The sequence below is a fragment of the Polyangium jinanense genome (assembly GCF_028435265.1).
Lineage (GTDB): Bacteria > Myxococcota_A > Polyangia > Polyangiales > Polyangiaceae > Polyangium > Polyangium jinanense.
This window is the reverse complement of the sequence record NZ_JAGTJK010000017.1, coordinates 1-23,948: the sequence shown is the minus strand read 5'-3', so window position 1 is coordinate 23,948 and position 23,948 is coordinate 1. Positions and strand designations below refer to the sequence as shown.

Below are 23,948 nucleotides of genomic sequence, written 5' to 3'. Positions count from 1 at the left end.
TGACAGGCGAACGGGCCGGCGACTACTCCTGCCCTCGCGAGCGCGCAGCGCCGCCGGAGGAGCCCATGCAAATCGTCACGAGCGCTTATCTCGAAGGAAACTGGGGTCCGGTGCACGACGAGCTCGACGTGCCGAATTTGCAGGTGATCGGCGAGATCCCGCGGGATCTCCGGGGCACGTTCGTGCGCAACGGCCCGAACGCGCAGTTCGCGCCGATCGGGCGGTACCATTTTTTCGACGGCGATGGAATGATTCACGCGGTGCGCATCGAGGACGGCCGCGCGTCGTACCGAAACCGCTGGGTCCGCACGAAAGGATTTCAGTTCGAGCGCGAGGCGGGCCGGGCGCTCTGGACGGGCTTCGCGGAGCCGCCGAACGTGGCCGAGCCGCCGCACGGGATGATCTACAAGAACGTGGCGAACACGGCGTTCGCCCTCCACGGGTCGCAGCTCTATGCGACGTGGGAAGGCGGGCCGCCGCACGAGATTCGGTTGCCTGCTCTGGAAACCGTGAGGATGGTCGATTTCGACGGGCGGCTCGACCACCCGTTCACCGCGCATCCGAAGGTGGACGAGGTGACGGGGGAGATGGTGTTTTTCGGGTACACGCTCTGGCTGCCGTACATCAAATACGGGGTCGTGGGGCCGGATCGGCGGCTCGACCATTACGTGCAGATTCCGCTCGACGTGCCCGTGATGATGCACGATTTCGCGATCACGGAGCATTATTCGATCCTGCTGGACCTGCCCTACACGTTCCGGATGGAGCGCATGGCGCGTGGCGAGGTGCCGCTCGCCTTCGAGAAGGATCGGCCGAGCCGGTTCGGGATTCTGCCGCGGCGGGGCGATGCCTCGCAGGTGCGCTGGTTCGAGCTGCCTGCGTGCTTCATCTATCACGTGTGGAATGCTTACGAGGAGGGCTCGCGCGTGGTGCTGCTCGCGAGCCGGCTCGCGCACACCGACGTGATGGGGCATTCGCCCGAGCAGGCGAAGCGCGATTACGACGGCGGGCGCGCGTGGCGATTCACGTTCGATCTCGAGACGGGCGAGGCCAAAGAGGAGCAGCTCGACGATGCCCAGGCGGATTTCACGCGCATCGACGACCGGCTCGCCGGAAGGAAAAACCGGTTTGGCACGGCCGCGCGTTTCGTGCCGGGCGCGGATCTGCCTTGGATCGATGGGGTCGTGCAGTACGACTTCGAGAAGGGCCGGAGCGATACCCACGTGTTCGGGAAGAATCGCTTCGGCGGCGAGATGGTGTTCGCGCCGCGGGAAGGCGCTACGCGCGAGGATGACGGGTACGTCGTGGGGTTCGTGCACGACGAGGGGACGGGGGAATCCGAGATGATCGTGCTCGACGCGCGGGAGATCGGGCGCGGGCCTTTGGCGCGCGTGCGCATGCCGCGGCGCGTGCCGTACGGGTTCCACGCGGCATGGGTGTCCGCGTGAAGCGACGTCAGTAGCGGGGGATGCTCGGGTCGATCTCGCGCGACCAGGCGTCGATGCCGCCGCGGAGGGAGGCGACGCCGGGCAGGCCCATGCGCTCGAGCAGCGCGGCGGCCGAGAGGCTCCGCACGCCGTGGTGGCAGTAGGCGACCACGAGCGCGCCCGGCGGGGGCTCGATCTCGTCGGCGCGCTCCGTGAGCTCGTCGAGCGGGACGAGCACGCTGCCCGGCAGCGCCGCTCGTTCGTGCTCCCACGGCTTGCGCACGTCGATCAGGTAGACGGGTTTGCCCGCGGCGATCGCATCGGCGAGCTCACGAGGAAGAATTTGGGACACCAATGTTTGGTGCTCCAACCGCAGCCGCGGCGAAAGCCCCCTCTCCCGTCAGGGAGAGGGGGTTGGGGGATGAGGGAGTGTTACGGGGAGAGGAAGAGGAAAGAGTGGCGAGAGGAAGAGCGGCCGAGACCGATCAGTTGGTCTTGGCGCTCGCCGAGGCGGTCACGCTGACGCTCGCCTTGACGTTGAGGTCGATCGAGCTCGTCGCGTTCGCCGTCGCGTCCACGCCGGCCTTCACGCACGCGAGGGCCTTGCCGCCCGCGTCGCCGACCACGTCGATCATGCCCTTGCCCGTCTTCACGAGACCCTCGGCGCCGACCTTGATCTTCGCGCCCGAGCCCGCGGAGAGCTTGATGATGCCGGGCAGGTTGCGGCTCAGCGCGGCGACGAGCTTCTGCACGTCGGTGTTCACCTTGCCGTTCGCCACGACGCGCACGGCCGGCGGATCGCACTTCGCCGTCGCAGCCGCGCGGTTCGTGCAGCTCTGCTGGCACTCCACGTCGACCGTCGGGGGCTTGAACTCACCCGAGCACTTCGGCTCCTTGTACGCGACCGAGCAGCCGCCCGAGCAGCTACCCTCGCACTTCGCCTGACCCTTCACCTCGCACGCGGCGGAGCAAGAGCCCGAGCAGGTACCCGAGCAGGTGCCCTCGGCCTTCGCGTCGCACTTGCCCTCGCACTGACCGGCGCACGCGCCGCTCGCCTGCTTGCCGTCGCACTTGCCGTCGCACTTGCCGCCGCAGGTGCCCTTGAAGCCGGCCTCGCACTTGCCCGAGCAGCTCGCCTTGCACGTGCCCGTGCACTGCGCGCCCGCCTCGATCGAGCAGGTGCCCTTGCACTGCGCGTCGCACGAGCCGCTCACCTCGCCGCCCGAGCAGCTCGCCTCGAGCTTGCCCGGCTCGATCGGCGAGCCGCAGGCATCGAGGCACTTCGCCATGCCGTCGACGTCCGCGTAACACTTGGGCGGGTCGAACTCGATCGAGATCTTCGCCTCGGCGTTCGCCGCGAGCATCGACTTCACCTTCGCGGCGACCGCGGTGCAGACCTTGTCCGCGCCCTTGCCCCCGCCGGCCTCGGCGCGGAGCTCGTCGTCCTTCATGCCGAGGTCCTTGCCGAGCGCTCCGCACGAGGTGATGAGGCCCTTCTCGAGGTCGACGACGGTCTTGTTCACGTCGTACGAGACCTGGAGGAAGGACTTGATCTTGCCCTGGACCTTCGCGTCGCCCTTGATGGCGAGGGAGCCGAAATCGCCGGTCTTGAACTCGTCACAGCCCTTCGCGGCCTCCATGCCCTCCGTCACGGCGTCGGGAACCTCGACGCCGCCGACACCGGGGATCTTGCCGCCGCAGTTCGCGAGGAGCGGCGAGGCGATGCCGAGCACCACGATGGGCATGGAGAACAACTTCCAACGACTGACGCTCATCTGACTAACCCTCCGGCACCCGGGGCGGGCGCCTCTCTTTGTGCGGGGGCGCTCTGCGCCATGCCGCCTGTCACTACCGAGTGGCAGGTCCCGCAAGCGGAACTCACCAGGCGAAGAGCTGCCTGGACGCTCCGCGTCGATCCCTCCCAGCACGAGGGCCCTTCTGCCCTAGTCTCGTCGGGCTGTAAAGACCGTTGGATCGCCCGGGCTGTGCTGAGGTCTCTAGCGTTTGCGTGCGGGCTTCGTCACGGACGCAGCCGATTTGGTCGGGGCGGACACAGGCGGCGCGGGCGGCGGGACGACGGCCGACATGCCGGGGAGCATGGGCTGTCGCGAGAGGGCCGCGGGGGGTTGTTCGCTGTCCGGGGCGGCTTCGTCGAAAGGAAGCGGGAGCTGCGCGAGGGGGCGGGCGCCGACGGTGGGGCCGCCTTGTTTTTCGAAGAGCGCCTGCTCGCGGGCGAGGTCGGCGTCGATGAGGTCCTGGTTGTCGTACGCGAAGGAAAGCGCGTCGAGGATGCGGGCCGGGCCGAGGTTCGGGTAGCGGCGCAAGAGGGTCTCGACCGAGGCCCCGCCGCGGTGCCAGACCCAGAGGCGCCGGACGGGCACCCGCGATCCCTCGACGTGGGGGCTGCCTGCGAGGATCCTCGCGTCGCAGCGCACGTGCGGATGAGGGACCCGAACGCGCGGGAGGCTTGCGTCTGCCATACGTGCCGAGAGGGTAGCCAGGGCCGCGCCGGTAGCAAAGATATCAACCAACGGATGCGTCCTCCGCCGCGCCGGACGGGGCTCTGGTAGCCTGCCCCGCGGGACGGGGAGTCCCGCGAGGGAGGAACGCATGTCGTTTTCCGAGAACGTCGGCAGCGGCGAGGAAAACCCGCTCCGCGAGGGCATGCCCGACGAGCGAACGGTGCGGCCCGCAGCCGTCGTGATCTTCGGGGCATCCGGGGACCTGACGCGGCGCAAGCTCCTGCCGGCGATCTACAACCTCGCGCTGAGCCGGCTCCTGCCGGGTGGGTTCGCGGTGGTCGGCGTCGCGCGGCGGCCGAAGCCGGAGTTCGGCCACGAGATGCGCGAGGCGGTGGCGAAGTTCTCGCGCAGAAAGCCGCTCGACGAGGCAACGTGGAGCGAGCTCGAGAAGGGCATGGCGTACGTGCAAGGGGACTTCAACGATCCCGCGACGTACGCGCGGCTCGCCGCGGAGCTCGGGCGGCTCGAGGTCGAGCGGGGGACGGGGCAAAACCGGGTGTTTTACCTGGCGGTCGCGCCGACCGAGGTGCCCGCGATCGTGCGCGGGCTCTGTGACGCGAAGCTCGTCGTGCCCCCCGCGGACGGGCCGGACGCGAGCTACCAGCGGGTCGTCGTGGAGAAGCCGTTCGGCGAGGATCTGGCGAGCGCGCGGGCGCTGAACAAGGACCTGCTCGCGTGCCTCGACGAGCGGCAGATCTACCGGATCGATCACTACCTCGGGAAGGAGACGGTGCAGAACCTGCTCGTCTTCCGGTTCGGCAACACGATCTTCGAGCCGCTCTGGTCGCGGCAGCACGTGAGCCACGTGCAGATCACGGTGGCCGAGGAGCTCGGCGTCGAGGGGCGCGGGAAGTTCTACGATCAGACCGGCATCACGCGCGACATCGTGCAGAACCACGCGCTGCAGCTCCTCACGATGGTGACGATGGAGCCGCCGTCGTCGTGGGACGCGGACGCGGTGCGCGACGAGAAGGTCAAAGTGCTGCGCGCGCTCCGGCCCATCCGCGGGCGTGAGGTGCTGGAGAAGACGGTGCGCGCGCAGTACACGGCGGGCACGGTGCGCGGCGACAGGGTGCCCGGCTATCGCGAGGAGCCGGACGTGGATCCGAACTCGAAGACGGAGACGTACGTCGCGATGTCGCTGCGGATCGACAGCTTCCGCTGGGGCGGCGTGCCGTTCTACCTGCGCTCGGGCAAGCGGCTCGCGAAGCGCGTGGCCGAGGTGGCGCTGCACTTCAAACCGCTGCCGCACAGGCTCTTCCGCGACGGGCCGCAGGGCACCGATGGCGGCCCGCCCCCGAGCATCCGCCGCGGCGACGACGAGCCGAACGTGCTCGTGCTGCGCATCCAGCCGGACGAGGGGATCGCGCTGCGCTTCGCCACGAAGGTGCCAGGCGGCGGGATGACGATGCGCAACGTGGCCATGGACTTCCGCTACGGGACGGCGTTCGGCTCGAGCACGCCCGAGGCCTACGAGCGGCTCATCCTCGACGCGATGCGCGGCGACGCGACGCTGTTCACGCGCGCCGACGAGGTCGAGGCGCAGTGGGGCTTCATCGATCCGATCCTCGCGGGATGGCGCGATCAAGACGCGCCCGTCGCGACCTACGAGGCCGGGAGCTGGGGGCCGCGGGAGGCGGATCGGCTGCTCGTGCCGGGCGACAAGTGGAGGAAGCCGTGACGGCGCTCCCGGTCGGCGAGGCGCTCGCGCGGATCGAAGGGGAGCTCGCGTCCTTCTGGTCCTCGCCGGACGAGCAGGCGGGCGCGCCGATGACGAAGGTGCGCTCGTCCACGATGAGCTTCGTGTTCCTCGCGGCGCCGTCGGAGATCGAGCACGCGCGCGCGACCACGGACGCGCTCGCGGACACGCACCCGGGGCGCGCGTTCGTGCTGACGAGCGACGGGCGTCTCGCGCCCTGGGAGGTGAGCTACGACGTGCGCGCGGCGTGCAGGCTCGACGCGGGAACGCCGATCTGCTTCGACTGGATCGAGATGACGTTCGGCGCGATGGCGTGCGAGCGCGCCGGCTCGGTGGTGGCGGCGCTCGCGCTGCCGGAGGTGCCCGTCGTCGTGGAGATCGGTCGCGGGGCGCCACGCGCGCTCTTGCCGTCGCTCTTGCCGCGGGCCGATCGGCTCATCGTCGACTCTGCGCACACGAGCGTCGCGCGGATCGCGGAGATGCTCCACACGTCCACGGCGCCCGTCGGCGATCGTCAGTTCGTCCGGACGTACCAGTGGCGTGAGCTCGTGGCGCGGTTCTTCGACGACGCGCGGCCTGGGCTGGGATCGATCCGCGAGGTCACGGTGGGGCGGACGCCGGGCGGCGCGACCGAGCCTGCGGCGCTCTTCCTCGGCTGGCTCGGATCGCGGCTCGGCTGGGGCTTCGAGGCGCGGGATCGGGCGCGGGATCGGCACGGCGAGCCAGTGCGGATCACGCTGCGCGACGATCCGCGGGAGGGCCTTCCGCCGGGGCAGATCACGGGCGTGTGGATCGAGACCTCGATCGAAGGACAGCCGCTCTCGCTCGCGTGCGTGCGCGACCGGGAGAACCCGAAGCAGGTCGCATGGACGCGGCGCGGGGCGCGCGTGACCTCGCACGAGCACGCGCTCGGCTACCGGGACGAGGCGTGGGTGCTGGTGAAGGCGCTCGATGCAATGGAGGGCGATCGGGTCCTCAGGGATGCGCTCGTTCTCGGGGCGCAATGGAGTGAGCGATGAACAGGACAGCCGACGCGCGTTACATCGTCATCGATGCCGCGGACGAAGAAACGTTCGTGCAAAACGCGGCGACCAGCCTCGCGACGTTGATCAAGGCGGCGGTGAAGGAGCGCGGGACGGCGAGGGTTGCGCTCTCGGGCGGATCCACGCCGCGTCCCGTGCACCGGAGGCTGGCGGAGATGGAGCTGCCGCTCGATCGGATCGACTGGTTCTGGGTGGACGAGCGCGCCGTGGATCCGGCCTCGCCGCGCTCGAACTACGGGATGGCCTACGCCGATCTCGGACTCGATCGTGCCCCGGCGGGCCGCGTGCATCGGATGGAGGCGGAGGATCCGGATCTCGCAGCGGCCGCGGCGCGGTACGAGGCGCTCCTCCGGCGTACGTTCGGCGTGACGAGAGCGGTCGCGTTCGACGTCATGACGCTCGGCATCGGGGACGACGGGCACACGGCGTCGCTCTTCCCGGGGATGGGCGCGACCGCGATCGACGATCGGCTCGTGGCGGCGATCCCGGCGCAGCCGGACAAGGGCCTCGAAGCCCGGCTCACGCTCACCGCGCCGGTGCTCTGCGAGGCGCACTGGGCCATCTTCGTGGCTCGCGACGAGCAAAAACGGCAGCCCATCGCGGCAGCATGGATGGACGGGCCCGAGGAGGAGGTGCCCGCGCGCGTGCTCCTCCGAGCGCGGGGTCAGGTCATCTGGTTCCTCGAGGGGATGAGCGAGATCCCGTAGCTTGCTTTCCCGCCCGGAACTTCGTACGGGGCAAAGGTCATCATGAAGAAGCGCGGTGGGACCGGATCGATCCTCGTCGGCGACATCGGGGGCACGCGGACGCGGCTCTCGCTCTACGACGGCCTCGGGAAAAAGTTGCTGCTCGAAGCAGTCTTGCCGAGCCGCGAGCACGGGACGTTCGAGGAGATCGCGCGGAGCTTCCTCGCGAGCGCCGATCATCCGCACCCGTCCGTCGCGGTGCTCGGCGTGGCCGGGCCGATCCGGGATCGCGTCGCGACCGTGACGAACCTCGCGTGGCGGCTCGACGAGGTGAAGCTCGCGCGCAGCCTGTCGCTCGATCGCGTGGTCCTCGTGAACGATCTCGCGGTGGCGGCACGCGGTTGCTTGCATCTGCCCCCGGACGTCGCGGTGCCGCTCGGCGACACGCGGCCGAAGCCGAAGGGCAACCACCTGGCCGTGATCGCGGCCGGGACCGGGCTCGGCGAGGCGCTGATCGTATGGGACGGGGCGAAGCACCTGGTGCTGCCGACCGAGGGGGGTCACACGGATTTCGCGGCGCGCGACGCGGTCGAGGCCGAGTTCTTCGCGTTCCTGTCGAAGCGGTTCCCGGACCACGTGAGCTACGAGCGTGTGCTCTCGGGCGACGGGCTCGGCGCGCTCTACGATTTCTTCGTGGCCCGCGGCGGGCGCGAGACGAAGGCGAACGAGCGGCGGCTCGAGGAGGGCGATCGGAACGCGACGATCGCGGAGCTCGGTTTGTCCGGCGCGTCGAAGCCGGCCGCGAAGGCGGTGGACCTCTTCGCCTCGATTTACGGCGCCGAGGCGGGAAACCTCGCCCTGAAGCAGCTCGCGCTCGGGGGCGTGTTCGTGGCGGGCAACATCGCGCGGCACATCGTGCTTTCGCGGCGGGAGCAATTCCTGGAGGGTTTCCGCCAAAAGGGGCGGTTCGCCGGGCTCATGGCGCAGATCCCGGTCGCCGTGGTGACGGATCCGCTGGTCGGCGTGCGCGGCGCGCTCGCCATCGCGAAGGATCTGGTCGGCGACGGCGAGGCGCCCCCTGCCCGCCCGAAGCGCGTCGCGCGGCGCAAGCGTTCGTCCAAATAGAACCAGCCCGCGTCACGGCGGCGCGGCGGGCCAGTCCTCCGCGGTGACGGCGAAGAGCAGGTGATCCTGCCAGGCGCCGGCGATCTGGAGGTAACGCGCCGCGCGGCCCTCGTGCTGGAGTCCGCACTTGCGGGCGACGGAGAGGCTCGCGGCATTCTGCGGCATGATGGCCGCCTGGATGCGGTGCAGGCCGAGCTCGCGGAAGGCGACGTCGAGCGCAAGCTTTACACCCTCGGTGGTGAAGCCTTGTCCATGGTGCTCGACGTCGACCCAGTAGCCGAGGGCGGCGCGCTGGAAGATGCCTCGGAACACCTGGGTGAGGGCGACGCGGCCGATGACGGGCCCGTCCTCGCCGAGGGTCATGCAGAATCGGTAGTGGCGGTCGGCGCGGATATCGCGTCGATCGCGCAGAATGCGGGCGCGCGCGAGCGGGACGTCCAATTCGTCGGGGCCGGGGACGGGCACCCAGGGCCTCAGGAATTCGATCGACCACGAGCGAATCTCGACGATGCGGGGCGCATCCGAGACGCGGGGCGCGCGGAGGGCGACGCGCTTGCCCCGGAAGACGGCGCGGAGGGAGAGCATGGGCGCAGCATAGCGGAACCGAACAACGCAGCGGGAACGGAAGCACGAACACTGCGGGCGGCAGCAGCCGAAAATGCCGAAGCATTTCCTCGATTTCACCATTGGTGCACGGGCCTTGCGCCATGCTTTGCGAATCGTTTGTCCAATGCTTGCACATCCAACGATTCTGCACCGCGACGCTCGACGGAGGCGCGGGACCAGGGCATGATGACTGCGCGGCGGACGAATTCCTATGTCCGCGTCGAAAAACATGGCCATTCGCTCGTTCACGCCCGTGCCATTCCTCGTCCGCCGGCCTCTGGCTCCCGCGTTCGTCGGGCGCTCACGCGAGCTCGAGCTCTTGCACGCGGTGCTGCGCGGGGAGGAGCGCGCGATTGGTATCTGCGGGCGCTCGGGCGCGGGAAAGACGGCGCTCGCGCTCGCTTATGCGAATCAATACCGACACGCGTATCCGGGCGGCGTGTATTGGGTCGACGCGCCTTCGGGCTGCGACGAGGGATTCGCGGCGCTCGCTCGGGCGATCGGACTGCGCGTGGAGGGTCCTCTTTCCGATCGGCGGAGGCAGCTCGTTCAGGCGTTCGCCAAGGCTTTGCACCGGCGGCCGGACGCGCTGCTCGTGATCGATGGCGTGCCGGACCCCGCCGCGCTCTCGGCGCGCGTGCTCGGGTTCGTCCCGGCAGAACTCGCGTGCAGGCTCCTGTTCACGATGCGCGCGCCGCCGGGCAACCTCCTGCTCCCCACGTTCGAGCTCGGCCCGCTCGCGGAGGAATCGAGGGTCGAGCTCCTGCTTTCGGGACTGGAAAAGCCCGACGCGGCGGAGGTGGAGCAGGCGCGAAGGATTTGTCGGGCGCTCGCGCTCGATCCGCTCGTGGTGTCGATCGCGGCGGGCTGGCTCGCACGAAAGCCCGGGCGTTCGGCCGCGGATCTCGCGGAGCGGCTCGCGGGCGCGGACGTCGCAAAGGCGCGCGCGGTCGTTATGCAGCTCGGCTGGGACGACGTGCCCGAGGGTGAGGCGCGAGAGCTCGTCGCGCTGCTCTCGATGTGCGGCGGACAGGAGCTCGTGCCAGCGGCGCGGCTCGCCTGGCTCGCGGGGCGAAAGCCGGGAGAGCCGGCCCTTGCGGCGGTCCGGGCGCTCGCGGCGACGAACCTCGTCGACGTCGACGAGGCCGGGGGAGCGCGGCTCTGGCCCGACGTGCGGGCGTTCGTGGAGGGCGTGCTCGATCCGGTTTTTCGGGACGAACTTCGCACGGCGGCGGCGTCGTCTCTGGGACGGGCGCTCGGCGACGTCGGCAACATCGAGAGCGAGATTGCCGAGCGGGGTATCGCGGCCGTGCTCGCGGACGTGCGGGCGTCTTCGGCGTGGGCGGCGGGGGTCCGAGGGGTCGCGTCGATGCGCGGGGCGCTCGACCTCGAGGCGAACGCGCTGCTCGGCTGGGACGCGGCGCGCGAGCCAGCGTTTTTCCTGCAGCAGCTCCGGGCGCGGGCCGAGGAGCTCGAAGCGACGAAGCTCGCCACGGCGCTCGAGGGAGCCCTGACGGCGCGGCGTTCGCCGTGGATCCGGGTACGGGCGAGGACGAGCCGCCGCGGCGAGGCCTCGGCGCGGGTGCTCGAAGGGCATGCGGCGAAGGTGAACGCGGTCGTGGTCACACGGGACGGGCGCCTCGCGCTCTCGGCGTCCGACGATCGGACGGTGCGCGTGTGGGATCTCGACGCCGGACAGGCGCTCTTCGTGCTGACCGGGCACGTCTCGCCCGTCCGCGGGCTCGCCGTCTCGACGGACGGGCGGACGGCCGTCTCGGGGGCGGCGGATGGCTCGCTTTTCGTGTGGGACCTCGGGACGGCGCGGGTGACGCGGCAGCTTCGCGGGCATACGGGCACCGTGCACGCGGTGGCCCTCGCGGAGGGCGCGGGCACGGTCGTGTCGGCGTCCGAGGATGGGACAGCGCGCGTGTGGAGCCTCGCGACCGGCGAGCTCGTCCGGACGCTTCACGGGCACACGGGCGGCGTGCAGGGCGTGGCGGTGACGGCGGATGGTCGGTTCTGCCTGTCGGCGGGCGACGACGCGACGCTGGGGCTCTGGGAGGTCGAGACGGGGCGCCTCGGGAAGGCGCTCGACGAGCCGGCTTCGCCACGCGCGGCCGTGTCGATGAAGGCGGCGGGCCGCGTCCTCGTGGCGGCCTCGCACGAGGACGCCGTGCTTTGCTGGGCGCCGCTCGATGGCAGCCCGCCCGAGCTTCTGCCCGGGCACACCGACGGCGTGACGAGCGTCGGCATGACCCCGGACGGGCGCTTTCTGGCCTCAGGATCGTGGGATCGCACGGTTCGCGTGTGGGATCTCGACGCGCGGATCCCGCTCGGGGTCTTGCACGGCCACGCGCAAGGCGTGCAAGCGGTGGCGCTCTCGCAGAATGGGCGGACCGTGGTCAGCGGCGGGGAAGATCGCACGGTCCGCGTGTGGGATCTCGGCTCGCACGTGGCGCCCGGGGTCTCGGAGGGGCATCGCGAGCGGGTGAGCGCGCTCGCGGCGACGCCGGACGGGTCGTTCGTGGTGTCGGCCTCGTTCGACGACACGCTGCGCATCTGGGACGCGCGGCGCGGCGAGCTGCAGGGCGTGCTCCAAGGGCACGTGTTGTGGGTGCACGGCGTGGCGGTCACCCCGGACGGGCAGCGCGTGCTCTCGGCGTCGGTCGACGGCTCGCTCCGCGTGTGGGACGTCGCGACGGGGCAGCTCACGTGGGTGATCTCGTATCTGCCGGGGCGTGGGCCGGGCACGATGTCCCTCGGGCGCTCGGGCGTCCCGCTCTGCGCGCCGCTGCTCGTGAACGACCGGGCCACGATGGTGATCACGAAGAGCCAGGAGGGGCCGCTCGGCGCGTGGGACCTCACGGAGGGGCAGCGGGTGCGGACCTACACGACGACCAGCGGGGATCCGCTCTGCGCCGCGCGCGTGGGGAATCGGCTCGCGGCGGGGAGCGCCGAGGGGCAGGTCGCGCTCTGGGACGTGAGCTCCGGGGCGCAGGTCGGGGAGCTCGTCGGGCACGAGGCGGCGGTGCGGGCGGTTGCGTTCTCGCCCGACGGCGGGTTTTTGGTGAGCGCGTCGGAGGATCACACGATCCGGGTCTGGGATCTCGGCGCGGGGCGCGTGGTCCGCGTCCTCGCCGGGCACATGGCATCCGTGGGTGCCCTCGCGTGGCTCGGGGATTCTCGACACCTCGTGAGCGCCTCGGAGGACCGGACGATCCGCGTCTGGGATCTCGCGGGAGGAATGCCCGTCGCGCGGCTCGTGGTGCGTGATCCGGTGGAGGCCCTGATCGCGGGGCCGGGGGGGCGTTCGATCGTGGCGGGAGACCGCGCAGGGCACGTGCTTTTCCTGGAGCTCGAAGGAGCGAGCTGAGCGGTCCACGATGGCCCCTGCGGTCCCTGTCGAAACCTCACATTTTCTTCGGTAGCCGCTCCGCCGAGACATTTCGGTATGTGGCCCCTCTTCCTCCCCGCAACCCGTTCGCGCCGGAGCAAGCTTGGCTCTACGCGTACACCGCCGCCTCTCTTCGCCGGCGCCTTCGCCGCATGGGCATCTCACGCGAGGACGCGAAAGATCTCGTCCAGCATGCCTTCGTCGTCGCCCTCGAGCGCTGGCACGAGGTGGAGAACGCCCCCGAGGGGCGGATGCGCGCCTGGCTCGACAGCATCACCTGGCAGCTAGGCCAGAACTTCCTCCGCCTGAGCCGCCATCGGTACGAGCAGCTCGGGCACCGCGGGCTCGCGCTCGCCGCTGCGCCCGGATCCTACGCGGACGAACGAGCGCACGCCGCGCGCCTCGTCCGCGCGGCCCTCGGTCCCATGACGGACGAGGATCACGCGCTGTTCGTCGCTTCTTTTCTGGAGGACGCCACGCTCGATGAGCTCGCGCTGCGGTTCGGGATCACCCGCAATGCGGCCTTCCGCCGGATCACCACGCTCGAACGTGTGGCGCGCGCCCGCGTCGAGCGGCTATCGCCCCGGTGAACGCCCGCCGCGCGCGTAGCAGCAACGAAAGCCGAGGTGGTAGTTCACGTGGAACGCCTTCCGGATCGGCTGCACGTGCCAGCGGGGATCGTGCGCGCAGTGGTCCGAGTACACCTCGCGTCGTGGCGGCTCGTCGAGCCTGCGCGCCACGTCGACGTAGAAAAACGCGCTGCCCTTGAGCTGCGAGACCACCTTGTTCTCCTCGGGATCGAAGCGCGTCATCGCCTCGGCCACGTTGCCGTGCTGATCGAAGACGCCGAACCGCGAGCGGCACCGCGGGTACGAGCCCGACGGCTCGGTGTTCGTCGCGCACGTGGCCCAGGTCGTGTCGATCGTCCGTGGATCGCAAGGTTTATCCGACCACTTCGCCGCGGGTTTGTTGGTGTTGCAAATGTCGAGATCGAGCTCGCTCCCGTACGCGTAGGTGCTCGGCTCCCCTCCCCCGGGATCGCCGCGGCAGCCGAGGACCCACTCGTCCTGCGTGCAGAGGCGCTTTCCTTGCAGCTCGCAGAGCGCCGCGGCGTGGGCCGGCGGCACCCACACCATGGGCAGCTCGCAGGGGCGGTTCGGATACTCGAAGACGTCGACGCAGACCTTTGCCTTCTCGGGATCGCCGCCCTCGTACACCGGCACCATGTTCTCGTGCCCGCCGCACGCCTCGCGTTGCGCCTCCGTCTGCAGCGTGATCCCGCGTAGCCCTTCGAGGCATTGCGCCCGCGATATCACGTGCCGCGCGAGCGCGGGGTTGCCCTGGTTCGTTTGTCCGGGTCCATCGGGGCCCACATATCGCCGCAAGAACTCGCCCGGATCACGCTTGCGCCATTTCTTCCCCGGCGCGATCGAGATCAACGCGAGCAGTTCTTCCTGGGTCGTGTGGTGGAGCGGTCGATCGTCGACGACGCCCGCGTCTGACGCATCCGGCGCCTCGCCCGCGTCGTCTCGCTTCTCGCTCGCCGCAAGGGCCCCGCCCTCGGGCACCGGCGCGGCCGAAAGCACGGCGGATGCGCTCGGGCTAGGCGGCGCGGGTTTTACTTCGTCGTTCGAGCTTGCCTTGCAGCTTGCGAGCGCCGCCAGGACGACGACCAGGACGAACCACCGGACGGGCACGGGCGCGCACGATAGCAGGTCTCGGGACGAACGGAGATGCTCGGACGAACGAGGACGCGCGCGCCGCGCCCCGCGGCAACCTGCCGCGGCCTTTGCGCTCGACTGCGGCAACTTTGCCGTTGAAAAGGGCGCAGGGCACCCCTTACATCTTTCTCGTCACCGTGGATACCTCACCCCTCGGCGTCCCCTACTATCCCACGAACGATTTCGGCCCTCTCATGAAGGGCCTGGTCATCGGGGGACTCGGCATCTTCCACGTCTTCCTCGCGCAGTTCGCGATCGGCGGCGGCGTGCTGATGACGTATTTCGAGTGGCTGTCCGGCAAGGGCAAACTGCCGTCTGCCCGGCGGTTCACGAGCGGCTACTTCAAGGTCCTCGTGCTCGTGAGCTTCGTCGTCGGCGCCTTGACCGGCGTCGGCATGTGGTTCACCTCGATCCAGACGAGCCCCCGCACGATCGGGCTCATGGTGGACACGTTCCACTGGGTATGGGCCACGGAGTGGACGTTCTTTTCGCTCGAGGTCATCGCCGGGTATTGCTTCTACCGGTATGGCGATCGCCTCGACGGGCGCTCGCGCCTCTTCTTGCTCGGGCTCTACACGACGGCGGCCTGGTTCAGCCTGTTCTGGATCAACGGCATTCTCTCGTGGCAGCTCACGCCGGGCGCCTGGCTCGAGAGCGGCAATCTCTGGGCCGGCTTCTTCAACCCCACGTTCTGGCCGTCGCTCTTCTTCCGCACGTTCGCGGCCATGGCCATCGCCGCGCTCGTCGCGGCGCTCGTCATCAGCGTCTCGCCATTCGAACGAGACGAGCAGAAGGAGCTTTTGCACCGGGCGGCGCACCTGCTCGCGCCGATGGCGCTCATGCCGCTGCTCGGCGCCTGGTACCTCTTCGCGATGCCGAAGGACAGCCGGAGCTGGGTGCTCGGCGGAAGCCCCGCGATGAGCATGTTTTTCGGCCTGGGCGCGGGCGCCTCGCTGCTCGTCGGCCTCTACGCGCTCTTCGGCCTGCTCCTCCGCCGCCTTTACATCAACAGCGCGACGGCGTCCTTGCTCATCGTGCTCGGATTCGTGGCGACCGCGGGCGGCGAGTTCGTCCGCGAGGGCGCGCGCAAGCCCTTCACCGTGCGCGAGACGCTTTATTCGAACGCCATGACGCCCGCCGAGATCCTGACGCTGCGCGAACAAGGCTCGGTCACGCACGATCCCTACCCGCTGCGGGACGCGGCCGATTACCCGAATGATCAGGTGCTCCTCGGGGCGAAGGTCTATCGTTTCCAGTGCAGCGTCTGCCACACGGTGGGCGGCGTGAACGGGCTCGTGCACCTCGCGGGCACGTGGACGGAGGAGCAGACGCGGCTCAACGTGGCGAAACTCCAGCACACGAAGCCCTTCATGCCGCCGTTCGCCGGCACGCCCGAGGAGCTCGAAGCGCTCGTGCGGTTCATCGAGTGGGAGGCCGCTTCGAGGCCCAAGGACTTCGAGGTCACCCGCGATCCGGCCACGCTCGCGCAGATCAAGCGCTGGCTCGACGAGGCCGGCACGGCGCCGGGATACGCGGCCGCGTCGGAGAAAAAGAGGTAATCATGGACGCCCCCTTCCCCTTCGGTTTCCCCGGGCCGACCGCGTTTTACCTCGCGACGTACGTGCTCACGCTCGTCGCGCACGTGGTGTTCATGAACTACGTGCTCGCGGGGACGGGCGTCCTTTTGTTCCGGCAGATTCGCGGCAAAGCAGGGACGAGCGACGTGCTCGCGGACCTGCTCCGCGACTGGCTGCCGTTCGCGCTCTCGGCCGCGATCACGGCCGGGGTCGCGCCGCTCCTCTTCATCCAGATCCTCTACAAGAAAGCGTTTTACACGGCGAACCTGCTGCTCTTCCACCGCTGGATGCTCATCCTGCCGGCGCTCATCGTCGGGTTTTACCTGCTCTACGCGCAGAAGACGGCGTTCGTGAAGGCACGGCCGCGGCTCAAGCTGCTCGTGACGACGGGGGCGCTCGCGTGTTTTCTGTTCACCGCGCTCTCGTGGACCGAAAATTACCTGCTCGCGCGGAGCGAGGGGGCGTGGGCGCCGATGTACGCGTCGAAGTCGATGATCTACGAGAATCGCGAGATCCTGCCGCGCATGCTGCTCTGGACGCTCGGCGCGTTGCCGACGCTCGCGGTTTTGCTCGGCTGGCAGCTTCATCGACGCGATCGCGCCGGATCGCCCGTGGAGACGGCGACATTCCAGCGCCTTTCGCGTCTCGGCCTCGGCGGGCTCGTCGTCGCGGGGGCGTGCGCCGCGGGATACGCAATGCTCGTGGGGCCCGCGGCGAGGGCGCATGCGGTCGGGCCGATGGCCTTGCCGTGGTTCGTCGCGGCGGCCGTCGGGGTCGTCGTGGAGGGCGCGGGGTTCATCGGGCTGTATCGGGCCCAGGAAAACCGAGGAAAATGGCTGGGGATCGCGTCGGCGGGGCTGTTTTTCGTGATCCTCGGGACGACGGTCGTGCGCGAGGTCCTGCGCATCACGGCCGTTGATTTCGCAGCGCTGTATCCGGAGCACGCGCGGGCCGCCCAGGTTTCGGGCCGGTGGCTCTTCCTCGGGTTTTTCCTGGTGAATGCGGTGCTCGCCATCTGGGCGATCCGGACGGCGCTCACGCGGGCCGAGCGACCCGCCGCCTGATCAGGCGACCTTCCGGCCGCCCATCCGCTGAAGCACGCTGCGCGACACCGCCTGCAGCGTCTCCATCACGCCCACGCCGCTCTTCGCCGCGCTCTCGACTTCGGGCGCTCCCATCGGATTGAGCAGTTCCCGCAGGCGCGGGATGGGCTCGATCTCGGGCAGATCACGCTTGTTGTATTGCACGACGCACGGGATCTCCCCCCGCGCGGCGCCGAGCTCCGCGAGGTTGTCCCCGAGATCCTCCAGGGCCTCGACGTTCGCTTCGAGCCGCGCGGTCTGCGAATCGACGACGAAGACGACACCGTCGACGCCCTTCAGGATGAGCTTGCGGCTCGCCTTGTAAAACACCTGCCCGGGTACCGTGTAGAGGTGTAGCCGGACGCGATACCCGCGGATCTGGCCGACCTCGAGGGGCATGAAATCGAAGAAGAGCGTCCGTTCGCTCTCGGTCTTCAGCGAAACGAGATTGCCCCGCGACGCCTCGGGGGCGCGCGCGTGGACGTGCTCGACGTTCGCGGTTTTTCCGCACAAACCCGCGCCGTAGTACACGATCTTGAGAAAGATCTCCCGCGAGGGGACGTTGACGAATGCCATGTCGCCCCCTCCTCACGCCTCGGGCCCCGCGTCGGCGAGACAATGAATGGCGGCCACGATGCTCTCGAACGAGGCATCCCGGGCGCTCGAATGCTTGACGAGCCGCACGTTGAGCTCGACGAGCGCGAGGACCTCGCCCGCGACGCCGGGCGCGCGGAGGAGGTCGAAGATGGTGCGCGAGAGGCGCGGCGGCGGGGCGAGGCAAGCGAGCGCCGAGAGAGCGGCCATCGCGCGCGCAGGCAAAGACGCGACCAGGGATTCGCGGGCCACGTGGACGAGCGCCGCGGCGAAGGCCGCGCTCATCGCGGAGAGCAATCCTTGCGGCTCGTCGCGACCGGGAACGCCGCGCACCGCGGGCGCGCCGCGGGCCGCGCTCCATACGAGGGCGCAAAGTTCCGAGAGGGAGGAATATGCGCTCCGGTCGAGGAACGCGAGCACGACGTCGAGCCCATGCGCGTCCCAGGCGGCGCGTGTCCCGACCTGCGAGGCGACGAAGGCGCGGAGTCGTGGATCCATCTCGCCCGCGCGGATCGCGGCGACGGCGATCTCCACGAGGGGTTTTCGTGGCACGCCGTGCGCGGCAGCCCATTCGAGCAGCATGACGCGCTCCTCCGGGCTCCACGCATTCCGCGCACGCTCGACGATGGCCTCCGGCGCGAGCGAGGCGTCGATCGGCGTCGCGAGGCCGGCTCCTGCCGGCGCGATTTCGGCGAGGCTCGATTCGAGGAAGCCGGCCAGGTCGAAATCGTCCGTCGGGAGCGCCGCGCTCTCCTTTTCTTGGGGGACCTCGGCGCGGACGCGGCGGGCGGTGATTCGCTCGAAGATACGCGGCGGGACCTTGCCGCGCGTGAGGTCGGCGAGCTCGATCCACTCGTCGTCGTGGAGCGAGAATCGCGGCGCGTCGAGGACCTCGTGTTCGAATTGCGACGGATCTTCGAGCGCGATCCGGGCGAGCGCGCGCAAAACCGTACCGGTGAAGCCCGGCTCGCAGCGCGCGCGCCAGGCGAGCAAATCAGGGACGCCGAGCTCGGCGACGTGCTCGCGCAAAAAGGATTGATCGTCCTCGTCGAGCCTGGCCTGGCGGAGGACATGCAAAAAAGCCACGGGACGAGCCCGCCCCCGGTGCGCGCGCACCAGGGCATCGATTTCCGTTCGTTTCACGCGGACCCCCTATACCGGACGGAAATCGACATTCGTGGAGCCGTCGCTCCGCAATGTGATCCATGTCCAGCGCTGGGGTTGTTCGTCGTCGCCCGAGGGCGGCCCGCCGTGACTCGTCGGTCGGTGGAACGGCGGTTCCTTCTTCCTGACCGGTATCTCGTAATCTACGGAGAGGGCGTCATCCTGTCAAGCTCGCCCGTCAACTTCCCTGGGCCGCGACCGAGATCTCCGCGTAGGTCGCCCGGATCTGCTGGGCGAGCTTCTCAGGGAGCACGTGCGCGCGCCGGAGCGCCTCCTCGCTGAACGGAAGCGCCGAGACCGGCGCGCCTCCGTCCGAATACAAGTTCGCGAGCAGGTCGAGGAGCCAGGGCTCACCCGGGAGAATGGAGAGGCCGAGAAGCGTGATCCGCGCCGCGAGCTCGTAATGGCCCTCCATCGCGTGCTTCGAGGCCGACATGGAGAAGAGGCCGACGAACTTCTGAATGTGCGAGAAGAGCATGACGTGGCCGATGAGCTCGAGGCCGGCCTTGTAGGTCTGCTCCATGAGCACGCCCTGATCGACGCCGAGCGCCGCCTGCTCCGCAGCCGTGACGAAGACGGCGCCGACGCGCCTCGCGATCTCGTCGGGCAAGAGCTCGGGCGCGCGGCCCCGCGCGGCGATGATCGCCTTCTCGTAATCGACGAGCGCGCTCGCCATGGCCCCGCGGCTGCCGCCCGCCGCGAGCGCGAGGTATTTCTTTTCGGTCTCCGGATCATCGAGCACGAACTCGCGCTCGTCGACGTCGAGCCGCCGGACGAGGGTCTCGCCGGGGTAGAGGACGAGATCGAGGACGATGGGCTCGTCCTCGTGGTTCGTGACGACGTGATGGCGGCCGGAACTCACGTTGCAGAAGCCGCGGGTGCCCGGAGACGTGAGGCGGCGGAAATCGCCGCGCATGCCGTCGATGGCGCAATCGCTCCAGGTGTTGTCGCGGAGGACAAGGACGCCGCCGGTGCGGGCCAGCGTGAGGTCGTCTTGCGCGTGGGTCATGAGGGCCGCACGCTAGCACGGCCGGGTCAAGGCAGGGTGGCGATCGCGATCCGGCCCGAGGCGCTGCCCGCGAATGCGCGGGGGAGCCACGCGCCGCCGACGAGGCGCGTCGAATACACGCTGTTCAGGTTGTCGGCGTAAATCATTTCGACCTCGGCCCCCTTGCCGCCGCGCGTAATGGCCGGCGGCACGACGAGGATCGGATTCCCCCCGCCCGCGCCCTGCACCGGGACGGACCAGGTCGGCGCGTCGCCGGTCGAAAGCCGCGCCGTGTAGAGGCGCTGATCCGTGCCGCGATACGCGAGCAACGCGCCGCCGCCGGGCAGCGGCGCGAGGCTCGGTTGATCCAGCGAAGAGGCGCCCTCGATGGGCTGGGGGTTTGTCCAGACGATCCCCTTGCGGGAGAGCCAGTGCAGGCTGCCCGCCTCGTTCGCGAAGACCGCGACGAGCTCCGGGCCGGAGTCGAGCGCGACGATGCCGGGCGTCGCGGTCGCGGCCTTGCCGCCGATCGGATGCGGCGTCGGGGCCGACCAGGCGCCGCCAGCCCGCGATTGATCGTAAAACGTCCCATCCGCGCCGACGAACGCGATCACGGGCGCATTGCCGATCGCCGCCACGGCCGGCGGATTCGGGCCCGACGATGGTTGTCCATTCGCGGTGATCGCCTCCTTCTTGCTCACCCAGAGCTTGTTCTGGAGGCGGCCATAATAATAAAATCCGTCCGTGCCCCGATAGACGAGGTGCCCGATGCCGCCGGCCGCCGCGACCTGCGGCCCGCCCTGGCTCGCGAGGCCCGCCTCCAGCGCCGGCGGGGCTTCGTTGAACCCGGGCGTCCACGCCCCGGCCGAATAAAACGCGACCCGCAACTCGCCCGCCGCGCTCGATCGGAGCACGCAGATGCCGGTGCCCGCGCCGTCGGAGGCGAGGCCGATCGCGTCCGTGCTCTGCACCTGCCAGGGCGTCGACTTCGGCGCGCCCGATGCGAGGTCCGTCTCATTCGCGATGACGGCGCTGCCGCTGCCGTACACGCTGACGACCTTCGTCGCCGTGCCATTCTGCCCGCCGCCCATTCCCCCGCTACCGCCAGCGCCGCCGCCGCCGCCGCTGCCCGCCGACCCGCCAGCCCCACCGGAGCCGGTCATCATCCCGCCCGTGCCGCCCGTGCCGCCCGTCCCGCCGGGGCCGACCATCGTCCCGCCCGTGCCGCCCGAGCCGCCCGACCCTCCCTGGGCGCCGTCGCCTCCTTCGCCGCCGCCGCCCACGCCGGGTGTCTCGTTGCTCGCCGCGCAGCCGATCGGGCCAAGAGCGGCCAGAGAGACGAGGCCCGAGAACAGGAGGGCCGAACGGAGAACCGCCAAACGAGGAAGGAAGCGCATGTCGATGACCTCGCAGAAGAAGGGTGGCTCGAAGCCGGAGGAGTATGGCGCGCAGGCGAGGCGAGACAAGCTCAGGGCGTGAAACGGATCGAATAACTGACCATCGTCTTTTTGCCGCCCTTCGGCCGCAGAAATTCAATGGCTTCGAAAACGCCGACGACACAAGGCACGAACCCTTCGCCCTTGAGCGCGGTGCGGGGGTGGGAGACCTGGGCCTTGCCGCCCTTGCCATCGACGAGGAGGTCGACGCCGAAATCGCCGCCCTTCTTGAGATCGTCGACCTTGGCGAAGCAGCGGCGGAGTTCGTCGAAATGGGGCTCGACCGAGCGGTTGAAAGGAGCCTTCGTGGCGTCGTCGTTCGGTCCGCCGCCGATGTGCATTCCGATGTTCTTGACCTTGACGGCCGGGAGCGGCGCAGCCTCGGCCGGCGGCGCTTCCGGGGCCGCCGCGGAGGCGGACGCCGAAGGGGCAGCCGAGGCAGCAGGCTCGGGCACGGCGGCGGACGCGGACGCGGGCGCGGCAGCGGACGCGGGCGCAGGCGCGACGGCGGACGCGGGCGCGGCGGCCGTGGTCGTCGGCGCGGGCGCGGAGCCATCGGGAGCGGTGGCGCCCGAGCAGGCCACGAGGATCGGCGCGGCCACGAGGCAGGCGAGCCGCAGAATGTTTTTCGAGACGAACGTTTGGCGCTTTCGATCGGGGGGGTTCATTCGGGTCTCTCGGCGCTCGTCGTGGTCGCGCGCAGCTTGCGGACGGCCTCGTTGTGCTGGTCGAGCGCCTCGCTGAAGGTGTGCCGGCCGCCGCCTTTGGCCACGAAATAGAGGTATTTCGTCGCCGCAGGCGCGAGCACGGCCTCGATGGACGGAGCGCCGGGGTTCGCGATGGGACCGGGCGGCAATCCGTCGTTCACATACGTGCTGTATCGATTCTTCGAATCCCGGTTGATGGCCGGGGTGATCTTGCCCGTGAAGCCGGCGCAGGCCGGGACGACGTCGGGCTCGGAAAAACAAGCGTAAGCCGCGGTAGGATCCGATTGCAGGCGCTTCGGCTTGAACGTGGGATCGAGCAGCCGGTTCAGAAAAACGCTCGCGATGAGCGGGCGCTCATCCGGCTGGGCCGCCTCTTTCTCGACGATCGAGGCAAGGGTCAAGACCTCGCGGCGGCCATACCCGAGCGTATTGCGGAGCGACGCGAAGCCCGCGGCATGCTGGGTGGCGAGCGCAGCCCAGCGGCGATCGGCCTCCGTGACGAGACGGCGGACGATCTCTCTGGGATCGGTGTCGAGCGGGAAATCGTACGTCGCCGGAAAGAGGTATCCCTCGGCGCTCTCGATCCCGAGCGCGCCCTTGCGCTCGATGCCGAGCTCGTCGAGCAAGAGCGGATCGGCGCTCGCGCGGAGGAAGGCGTTCTTGCCAGCGACGCGGAGTTTTTCGAGGCGCGTCGCGATGTCGAACCGGTGAAACCCCTCGGGGATGGTGACGCGCGTGGTGGGGCGCTTGGGCGAACGTTCGAGGAGGTGGCGGAGATCCCAGGGATCGAGGCCCTGCGGGAGGAGGTGCGGGCCGGAGACGAACGCGCTCGTGCCGCCCGTCGTGCGCAGAAACATGGCCATCGCGCCCTCGCTGCGGACGAGGCCATGCCGGGCGAGCAGCGCCGCGGCCTGGTCGCTGTCGAGCCCAGCCGGCCAGTCGATCTCGACCATGGTGCCCGCATCGGGCGCGTGAAGGTGGCCGTAACCGAGGACGAGGGCGAGCACCGAGAGGCCGACCGCGCCCACCGCGCCCGCAAGCGCGAAGAGGGCCGAGCGGGCACGCCGCGAGAGGCGCGGGCGGACTTTCCGCGGCGAAGGCGACGGCGCGGACGACGAGCTCCGCGCGCCGGCCTCGGAAGGCGCTTGGGGCGACGCGCGGCGGCGGCGACGCCCGGGGGAAGACGGAGCTCTCGTAGGCACGACAGCCACGGTGCAAAGCATCAAACGCCGAAGGGCGTCAAGCCGAACGTTGCCACGGAGCGGCTCCGAGGGCGATGATGCAGCAGTCGAGGAGGTCCTTTCCCCGCATGGCATCCAAGGCCGTCACCGATCGGCAGAAGTCCGCGCGCGCCGTGACCGCGGCAGCTCACACGCACGCCAACGAGGTCGCGACGCGCATCGCCGAGCTGCTCTCGCCGCACCTCCGGCCCGACGAGGAGATGCCGGACGTGTCGCTGCTCCTGCGCCTCGTGGGGCGCCTGATCGCGACGGAAAACGAGGCACTCGTGCGCGCCGACGCAGCCCACGAGCGGGAGCTCGCAGACGACGCAGCGCCGCGCAAGGCGCGGGACGAGGCAGTGGAGAAGGTGCGGCGGATCCTGGTCGATCTGCGCGCAGCGGTAGAGACGACGTGCGGGATGGCAGGTTTGCCGCGGCTGCACCTGCTCGAGGCGGTGCCAACGGATCCCTCGGTGCTCGCGACGATCGGGCGCTCAGTGCTCGACGCCCTGCGCGACGAGTCGGTGCGGCTGCCAGCGCCACGGCGGCGGGGGCTGTCGCTCGATCGGGAGGCCTTCGCCGAGGAGCTCGAGCTCGAGCTTCCACCGCTGGAGAAGGCGCTCGCAGCAGTGGCACGCGAGGCGCGCGAGGCCGAGGCGACGCTTCGGCAGAAGCGGGTAGCAATGGAGGCGAACGATCGCGCGTTCAGCCGCGGGGCAGCAGTCCTGTCGTCAACGTTCGCGCTGGCAGACCTGGAGGAGCTGGCAGGGAGGCTCAAGCCCTCGTCGCGGCAGCCAGGCGAAACGAACGAGTTCGAGCTGGCAGCGACGAGGGCGGAGACAGGCGCGGACGGCTGAGAGGGACGCGCGGGGCGTTGCCCCGCACCCCAGCAGGGGGCTGTCCGCCCCCTGCACCCCGGACCAGGCACGGCCTGGACCGCAGGCCGAGCAACTGCGC

The 23,948-nt window shown here is 69.9% G+C and carries 21 protein-coding genes; 10 read left to right on the top strand and 11 right to left on the bottom strand.

The window, feature by feature from the left end; translation table 11 throughout:
- Nucleotides 1-65: 65 nt before the first annotated feature.
- Complete coding sequence (locus KEG38_RS27310) at nt 66-1,448, top strand: carotenoid oxygenase family protein (protein ID WP_272422865.1); 1,383 nt, start codon at nt 66-68, stop codon at nt 1,446-1,448.
- 7 nt (nt 1,449-1,455) lie between these two features.
- Here the strand turns inward: KEG38_RS27310 and KEG38_RS27305 are convergent, their stop codons facing one another.
- The 3 genes from KEG38_RS27305 to KEG38_RS27295 form a co-directional block, all read right to left on the bottom strand.
- Complete coding sequence (locus tag KEG38_RS27305) at nt 1,456-1,779, bottom strand: rhodanese-like domain-containing protein (RefSeq protein ID WP_308215647.1); 324 nt, start codon at nt 1,777-1,779, stop codon at nt 1,456-1,458.
- A gap of 133 nt (nt 1,780-1,912) precedes the next feature.
- Nucleotides 1,913-3,202 (bottom strand): hypothetical protein, encoded by a 1,290-nt coding sequence (locus KEG38_RS27300; protein WP_272422863.1) that lies wholly within the window; start codon nt 3,200-3,202, stop codon nt 1,913-1,915.
- Between the two features lie 222 nt (nt 3,203-3,424).
- Nucleotides 3,425-3,907: a DUF433 domain-containing protein gene (locus KEG38_RS27295; protein WP_272422862.1), complete on the bottom strand. Its 483-nt coding sequence runs from the start codon at nt 3,905-3,907 to the stop codon at nt 3,425-3,427.
- 130 nt (nt 3,908-4,037) lie between these two features.
- Between KEG38_RS27295 and zwf the strand changes: the two genes are divergently transcribed.
- From zwf to KEG38_RS27275, 4 genes are read left to right on the top strand one after another with little or no spacing between them, the layout of a single operon-like run.
- Complete coding sequence (zwf, locus tag KEG38_RS27290; RefSeq protein ID WP_272422861.1) at nt 4,038-5,630, top strand: glucose-6-phosphate dehydrogenase; 1,593 nt, start codon at nt 4,038-4,040, stop codon at nt 5,628-5,630.
- Nucleotides 5,627-6,667, top strand: a complete 1,041-nt coding sequence (locus KEG38_RS27285) for a glucose-6-phosphate dehydrogenase assembly protein OpcA (RefSeq protein ID WP_272422860.1) — start codon at nt 5,627-5,629, stop codon at nt 6,665-6,667. The genes zwf and KEG38_RS27285 overlap by 4 nt, the downstream gene beginning before the upstream one ends.
- Nucleotides 6,664-7,398, top strand: coding sequence for a 6-phosphogluconolactonase (pgl, locus tag KEG38_RS27280; protein ID WP_272422859.1), 735 nt, complete (start codon nt 6,664-6,666; stop codon nt 7,396-7,398). The genes KEG38_RS27285 and pgl overlap by 4 nt, the downstream gene beginning before the upstream one ends.
- Nucleotides 7,399-7,440: 42 nt before the next feature.
- The gene (locus KEG38_RS27275; RefSeq protein ID WP_272422858.1) at nt 7,441-8,502 is read left to right on the top strand and encodes a glucokinase; all 1,062 of its coding nucleotides are present in this window, start codon (nt 7,441-7,443) and stop codon (nt 8,500-8,502) included.
- Between the two features lie 12 nt (nt 8,503-8,514).
- Here KEG38_RS27275 and KEG38_RS27270 read toward each other — a convergent pair whose 3' ends face one another.
- Nucleotides 8,515-9,087 carry a GNAT family N-acetyltransferase gene (locus KEG38_RS27270; RefSeq protein WP_272422857.1) on the bottom strand — a complete coding sequence of 191 codons (573 nt, stop codon included), beginning with the start codon at nt 9,085-9,087 and terminating at the stop codon, nt 8,515-8,517.
- A gap of 232 nt (nt 9,088-9,319) precedes the next feature.
- On the opposite strand from KEG38_RS27270, the gene KEG38_RS27265 reads away from it, so the two are divergent.
- Nucleotides 9,320-12,481 (top strand): AAA family ATPase, encoded by a 3,162-nt coding sequence (locus KEG38_RS27265; RefSeq protein WP_272422856.1) that lies wholly within the window; start codon nt 9,320-9,322, stop codon nt 12,479-12,481.
- Nucleotides 12,482-12,561: 80 nt separating this feature from the next.
- A complete protein-coding gene (locus tag KEG38_RS27260) occupies nt 12,562-13,092 on the top strand; it encodes an RNA polymerase sigma factor (RefSeq protein WP_272422855.1) in 531 nt (176 codons plus the stop codon).
- Here the strand turns inward: KEG38_RS27260 and KEG38_RS55655 are convergent.
- Entirely contained in the window at nt 13,078-14,199 is a 1,122-nt protein-coding gene (locus tag KEG38_RS55655; protein ID WP_272422854.1) for an SUMF1/EgtB/PvdO family nonheme iron enzyme, read from the bottom strand. The genes KEG38_RS27260 and KEG38_RS55655 overlap by 15 nt on opposite strands.
- Nucleotides 14,200-14,360: 161 nt before the next feature.
- Between KEG38_RS55655 and KEG38_RS27250 the strand changes: the two genes are divergently transcribed.
- Together KEG38_RS27250 and KEG38_RS27245 are read left to right on the top strand one after the other, a co-directional pair.
- On the top strand, nt 14,361-15,782 hold the full coding sequence (locus KEG38_RS27250; protein WP_272422853.1) for a c-type cytochrome: 1,422 nt from the start codon (nt 14,361-14,363) through the stop codon (nt 15,780-15,782).
- A gap of 2 nt (nt 15,783-15,784) precedes the next feature.
- Nucleotides 15,785-16,864, top strand: coding sequence for a hypothetical protein (locus KEG38_RS27245; protein ID WP_272422852.1), 1,080 nt, complete (start codon nt 15,785-15,787; stop codon nt 16,862-16,864).
- On the opposite strand, the gene KEG38_RS27240 is transcribed toward KEG38_RS27245, so the two are convergent.
- The 6 genes from KEG38_RS27240 to mltG all read right to left on the bottom strand — a co-directional run bounded on the left by KEG38_RS27240 (nt 16,865) and on the right by mltG (nt 22,973).
- The gene (locus KEG38_RS27240) at nt 16,865-17,458 is read right to left on the bottom strand and encodes a GTP-binding protein (protein ID WP_272422851.1); all 594 of its coding nucleotides are present in this window, start codon (nt 17,456-17,458) and stop codon (nt 16,865-16,867) included.
- 12 nt (nt 17,459-17,470) lie between these two features.
- The gene (locus KEG38_RS27235; RefSeq protein WP_272422850.1) at nt 17,471-18,619 is read right to left on the bottom strand and encodes a hypothetical protein; all 1,149 of its coding nucleotides are present in this window, start codon (nt 18,617-18,619) and stop codon (nt 17,471-17,473) included.
- 199 nt (nt 18,620-18,818) lie between these two features.
- A complete protein-coding gene (locus KEG38_RS27230) occupies nt 18,819-19,649 on the bottom strand; it encodes a hypothetical protein (RefSeq protein ID WP_272422849.1) in 831 nt (276 codons plus the stop codon).
- A 26-nt stretch (nt 19,650-19,675) separates the two neighbouring features.
- Nucleotides 19,676-21,025 carry a hypothetical protein gene (locus tag KEG38_RS27225; RefSeq protein WP_272422848.1) on the bottom strand — a complete coding sequence of 450 codons (1,350 nt, stop codon included), beginning with the start codon at nt 21,023-21,025 and terminating at the stop codon, nt 19,676-19,678.
- A 71-nt stretch (nt 21,026-21,096) separates the two neighbouring features.
- Nucleotides 21,097-21,732 (bottom strand): hypothetical protein, encoded by a 636-nt coding sequence (locus tag KEG38_RS27220; protein ID WP_272422847.1) that lies wholly within the window; start codon nt 21,730-21,732, stop codon nt 21,097-21,099.
- Entirely contained in the window at nt 21,729-22,973 is a 1,245-nt protein-coding gene (mltG, locus tag KEG38_RS27215) for an endolytic transglycosylase MltG (RefSeq protein WP_272422846.1), read from the bottom strand. The genes KEG38_RS27220 and mltG overlap by 4 nt, the downstream gene beginning before the upstream one ends.
- A 107-nt stretch (nt 22,974-23,080) precedes the next feature.
- Between mltG and KEG38_RS27210 the strand changes: the two genes are divergently transcribed.
- On the top strand, nt 23,081-23,848 hold the full coding sequence (locus KEG38_RS27210; protein WP_272422845.1) for a hypothetical protein: 768 nt from the start codon (nt 23,081-23,083) through the stop codon (nt 23,846-23,848).
- Nucleotides 23,849-23,948: the final 100 nt, after the last annotated feature.

Coding starts and splice junctions, on each gene's coding strand:
- KEG38_RS27220 (WP_272422847.1), bottom strand. CDS start 21,732: ATGAACCCCCCCGATCGAAAGCGCCAAACGTTCGTCTCGAAAAACATT.
- KEG38_RS27225 (WP_272422848.1), bottom strand. CDS start 21,025: ATGCGCTTCCTTCCTCGTTTGGCGGTTCTCCGTTCGGCCCTCCTGTTC.
- KEG38_RS27230 (WP_272422849.1), bottom strand. CDS start 19,649: ATGACCCACGCGCAAGACGACCTCACGCTGGCCCGCACCGGCGGCGTC.
- KEG38_RS27210 (WP_272422845.1), top strand. CDS start 23,081: ATGGCATCCAAGGCCGTCACCGATCGGCAGAAGTCCGCGCGCGCCGTG.
- KEG38_RS27300 (WP_272422863.1), bottom strand. CDS start 3,202: ATGAGCGTCAGTCGTTGGAAGTTGTTCTCCATGCCCATCGTGGTGCTC.
- KEG38_RS27265 (WP_272422856.1), top strand. CDS start 9,320: ATGTCCGCGTCGAAAAACATGGCCATTCGCTCGTTCACGCCCGTGCCA.
- pgl (WP_272422859.1), top strand. CDS start 6,664: ATGAACAGGACAGCCGACGCGCGTTACATCGTCATCGATGCCGCGGAC.
- zwf (WP_272422861.1), top strand. CDS start 4,038: ATGTCGTTTTCCGAGAACGTCGGCAGCGGCGAGGAAAACCCGCTCCGC.
- KEG38_RS27245 (WP_272422852.1), top strand. CDS start 15,785: ATGGACGCCCCCTTCCCCTTCGGTTTCCCCGGGCCGACCGCGTTTTAC.
- KEG38_RS27240 (WP_272422851.1), bottom strand. CDS start 17,458: ATGGCATTCGTCAACGTCCCCTCGCGGGAGATCTTTCTCAAGATCGTG.
- KEG38_RS27270 (WP_272422857.1), bottom strand. CDS start 9,087: ATGCTCTCCCTCCGCGCCGTCTTCCGGGGCAAGCGCGTCGCCCTCCGC.
- KEG38_RS27295 (WP_272422862.1), bottom strand. CDS start 3,907: ATGGCAGACGCAAGCCTCCCGCGCGTTCGGGTCCCTCATCCGCACGTG.
- KEG38_RS27275 (WP_272422858.1), top strand. CDS start 7,441: ATGAAGAAGCGCGGTGGGACCGGATCGATCCTCGTCGGCGACATCGGG.
- KEG38_RS27310 (WP_272422865.1), top strand. CDS start 66: ATGCAAATCGTCACGAGCGCTTATCTCGAAGGAAACTGGGGTCCGGTG.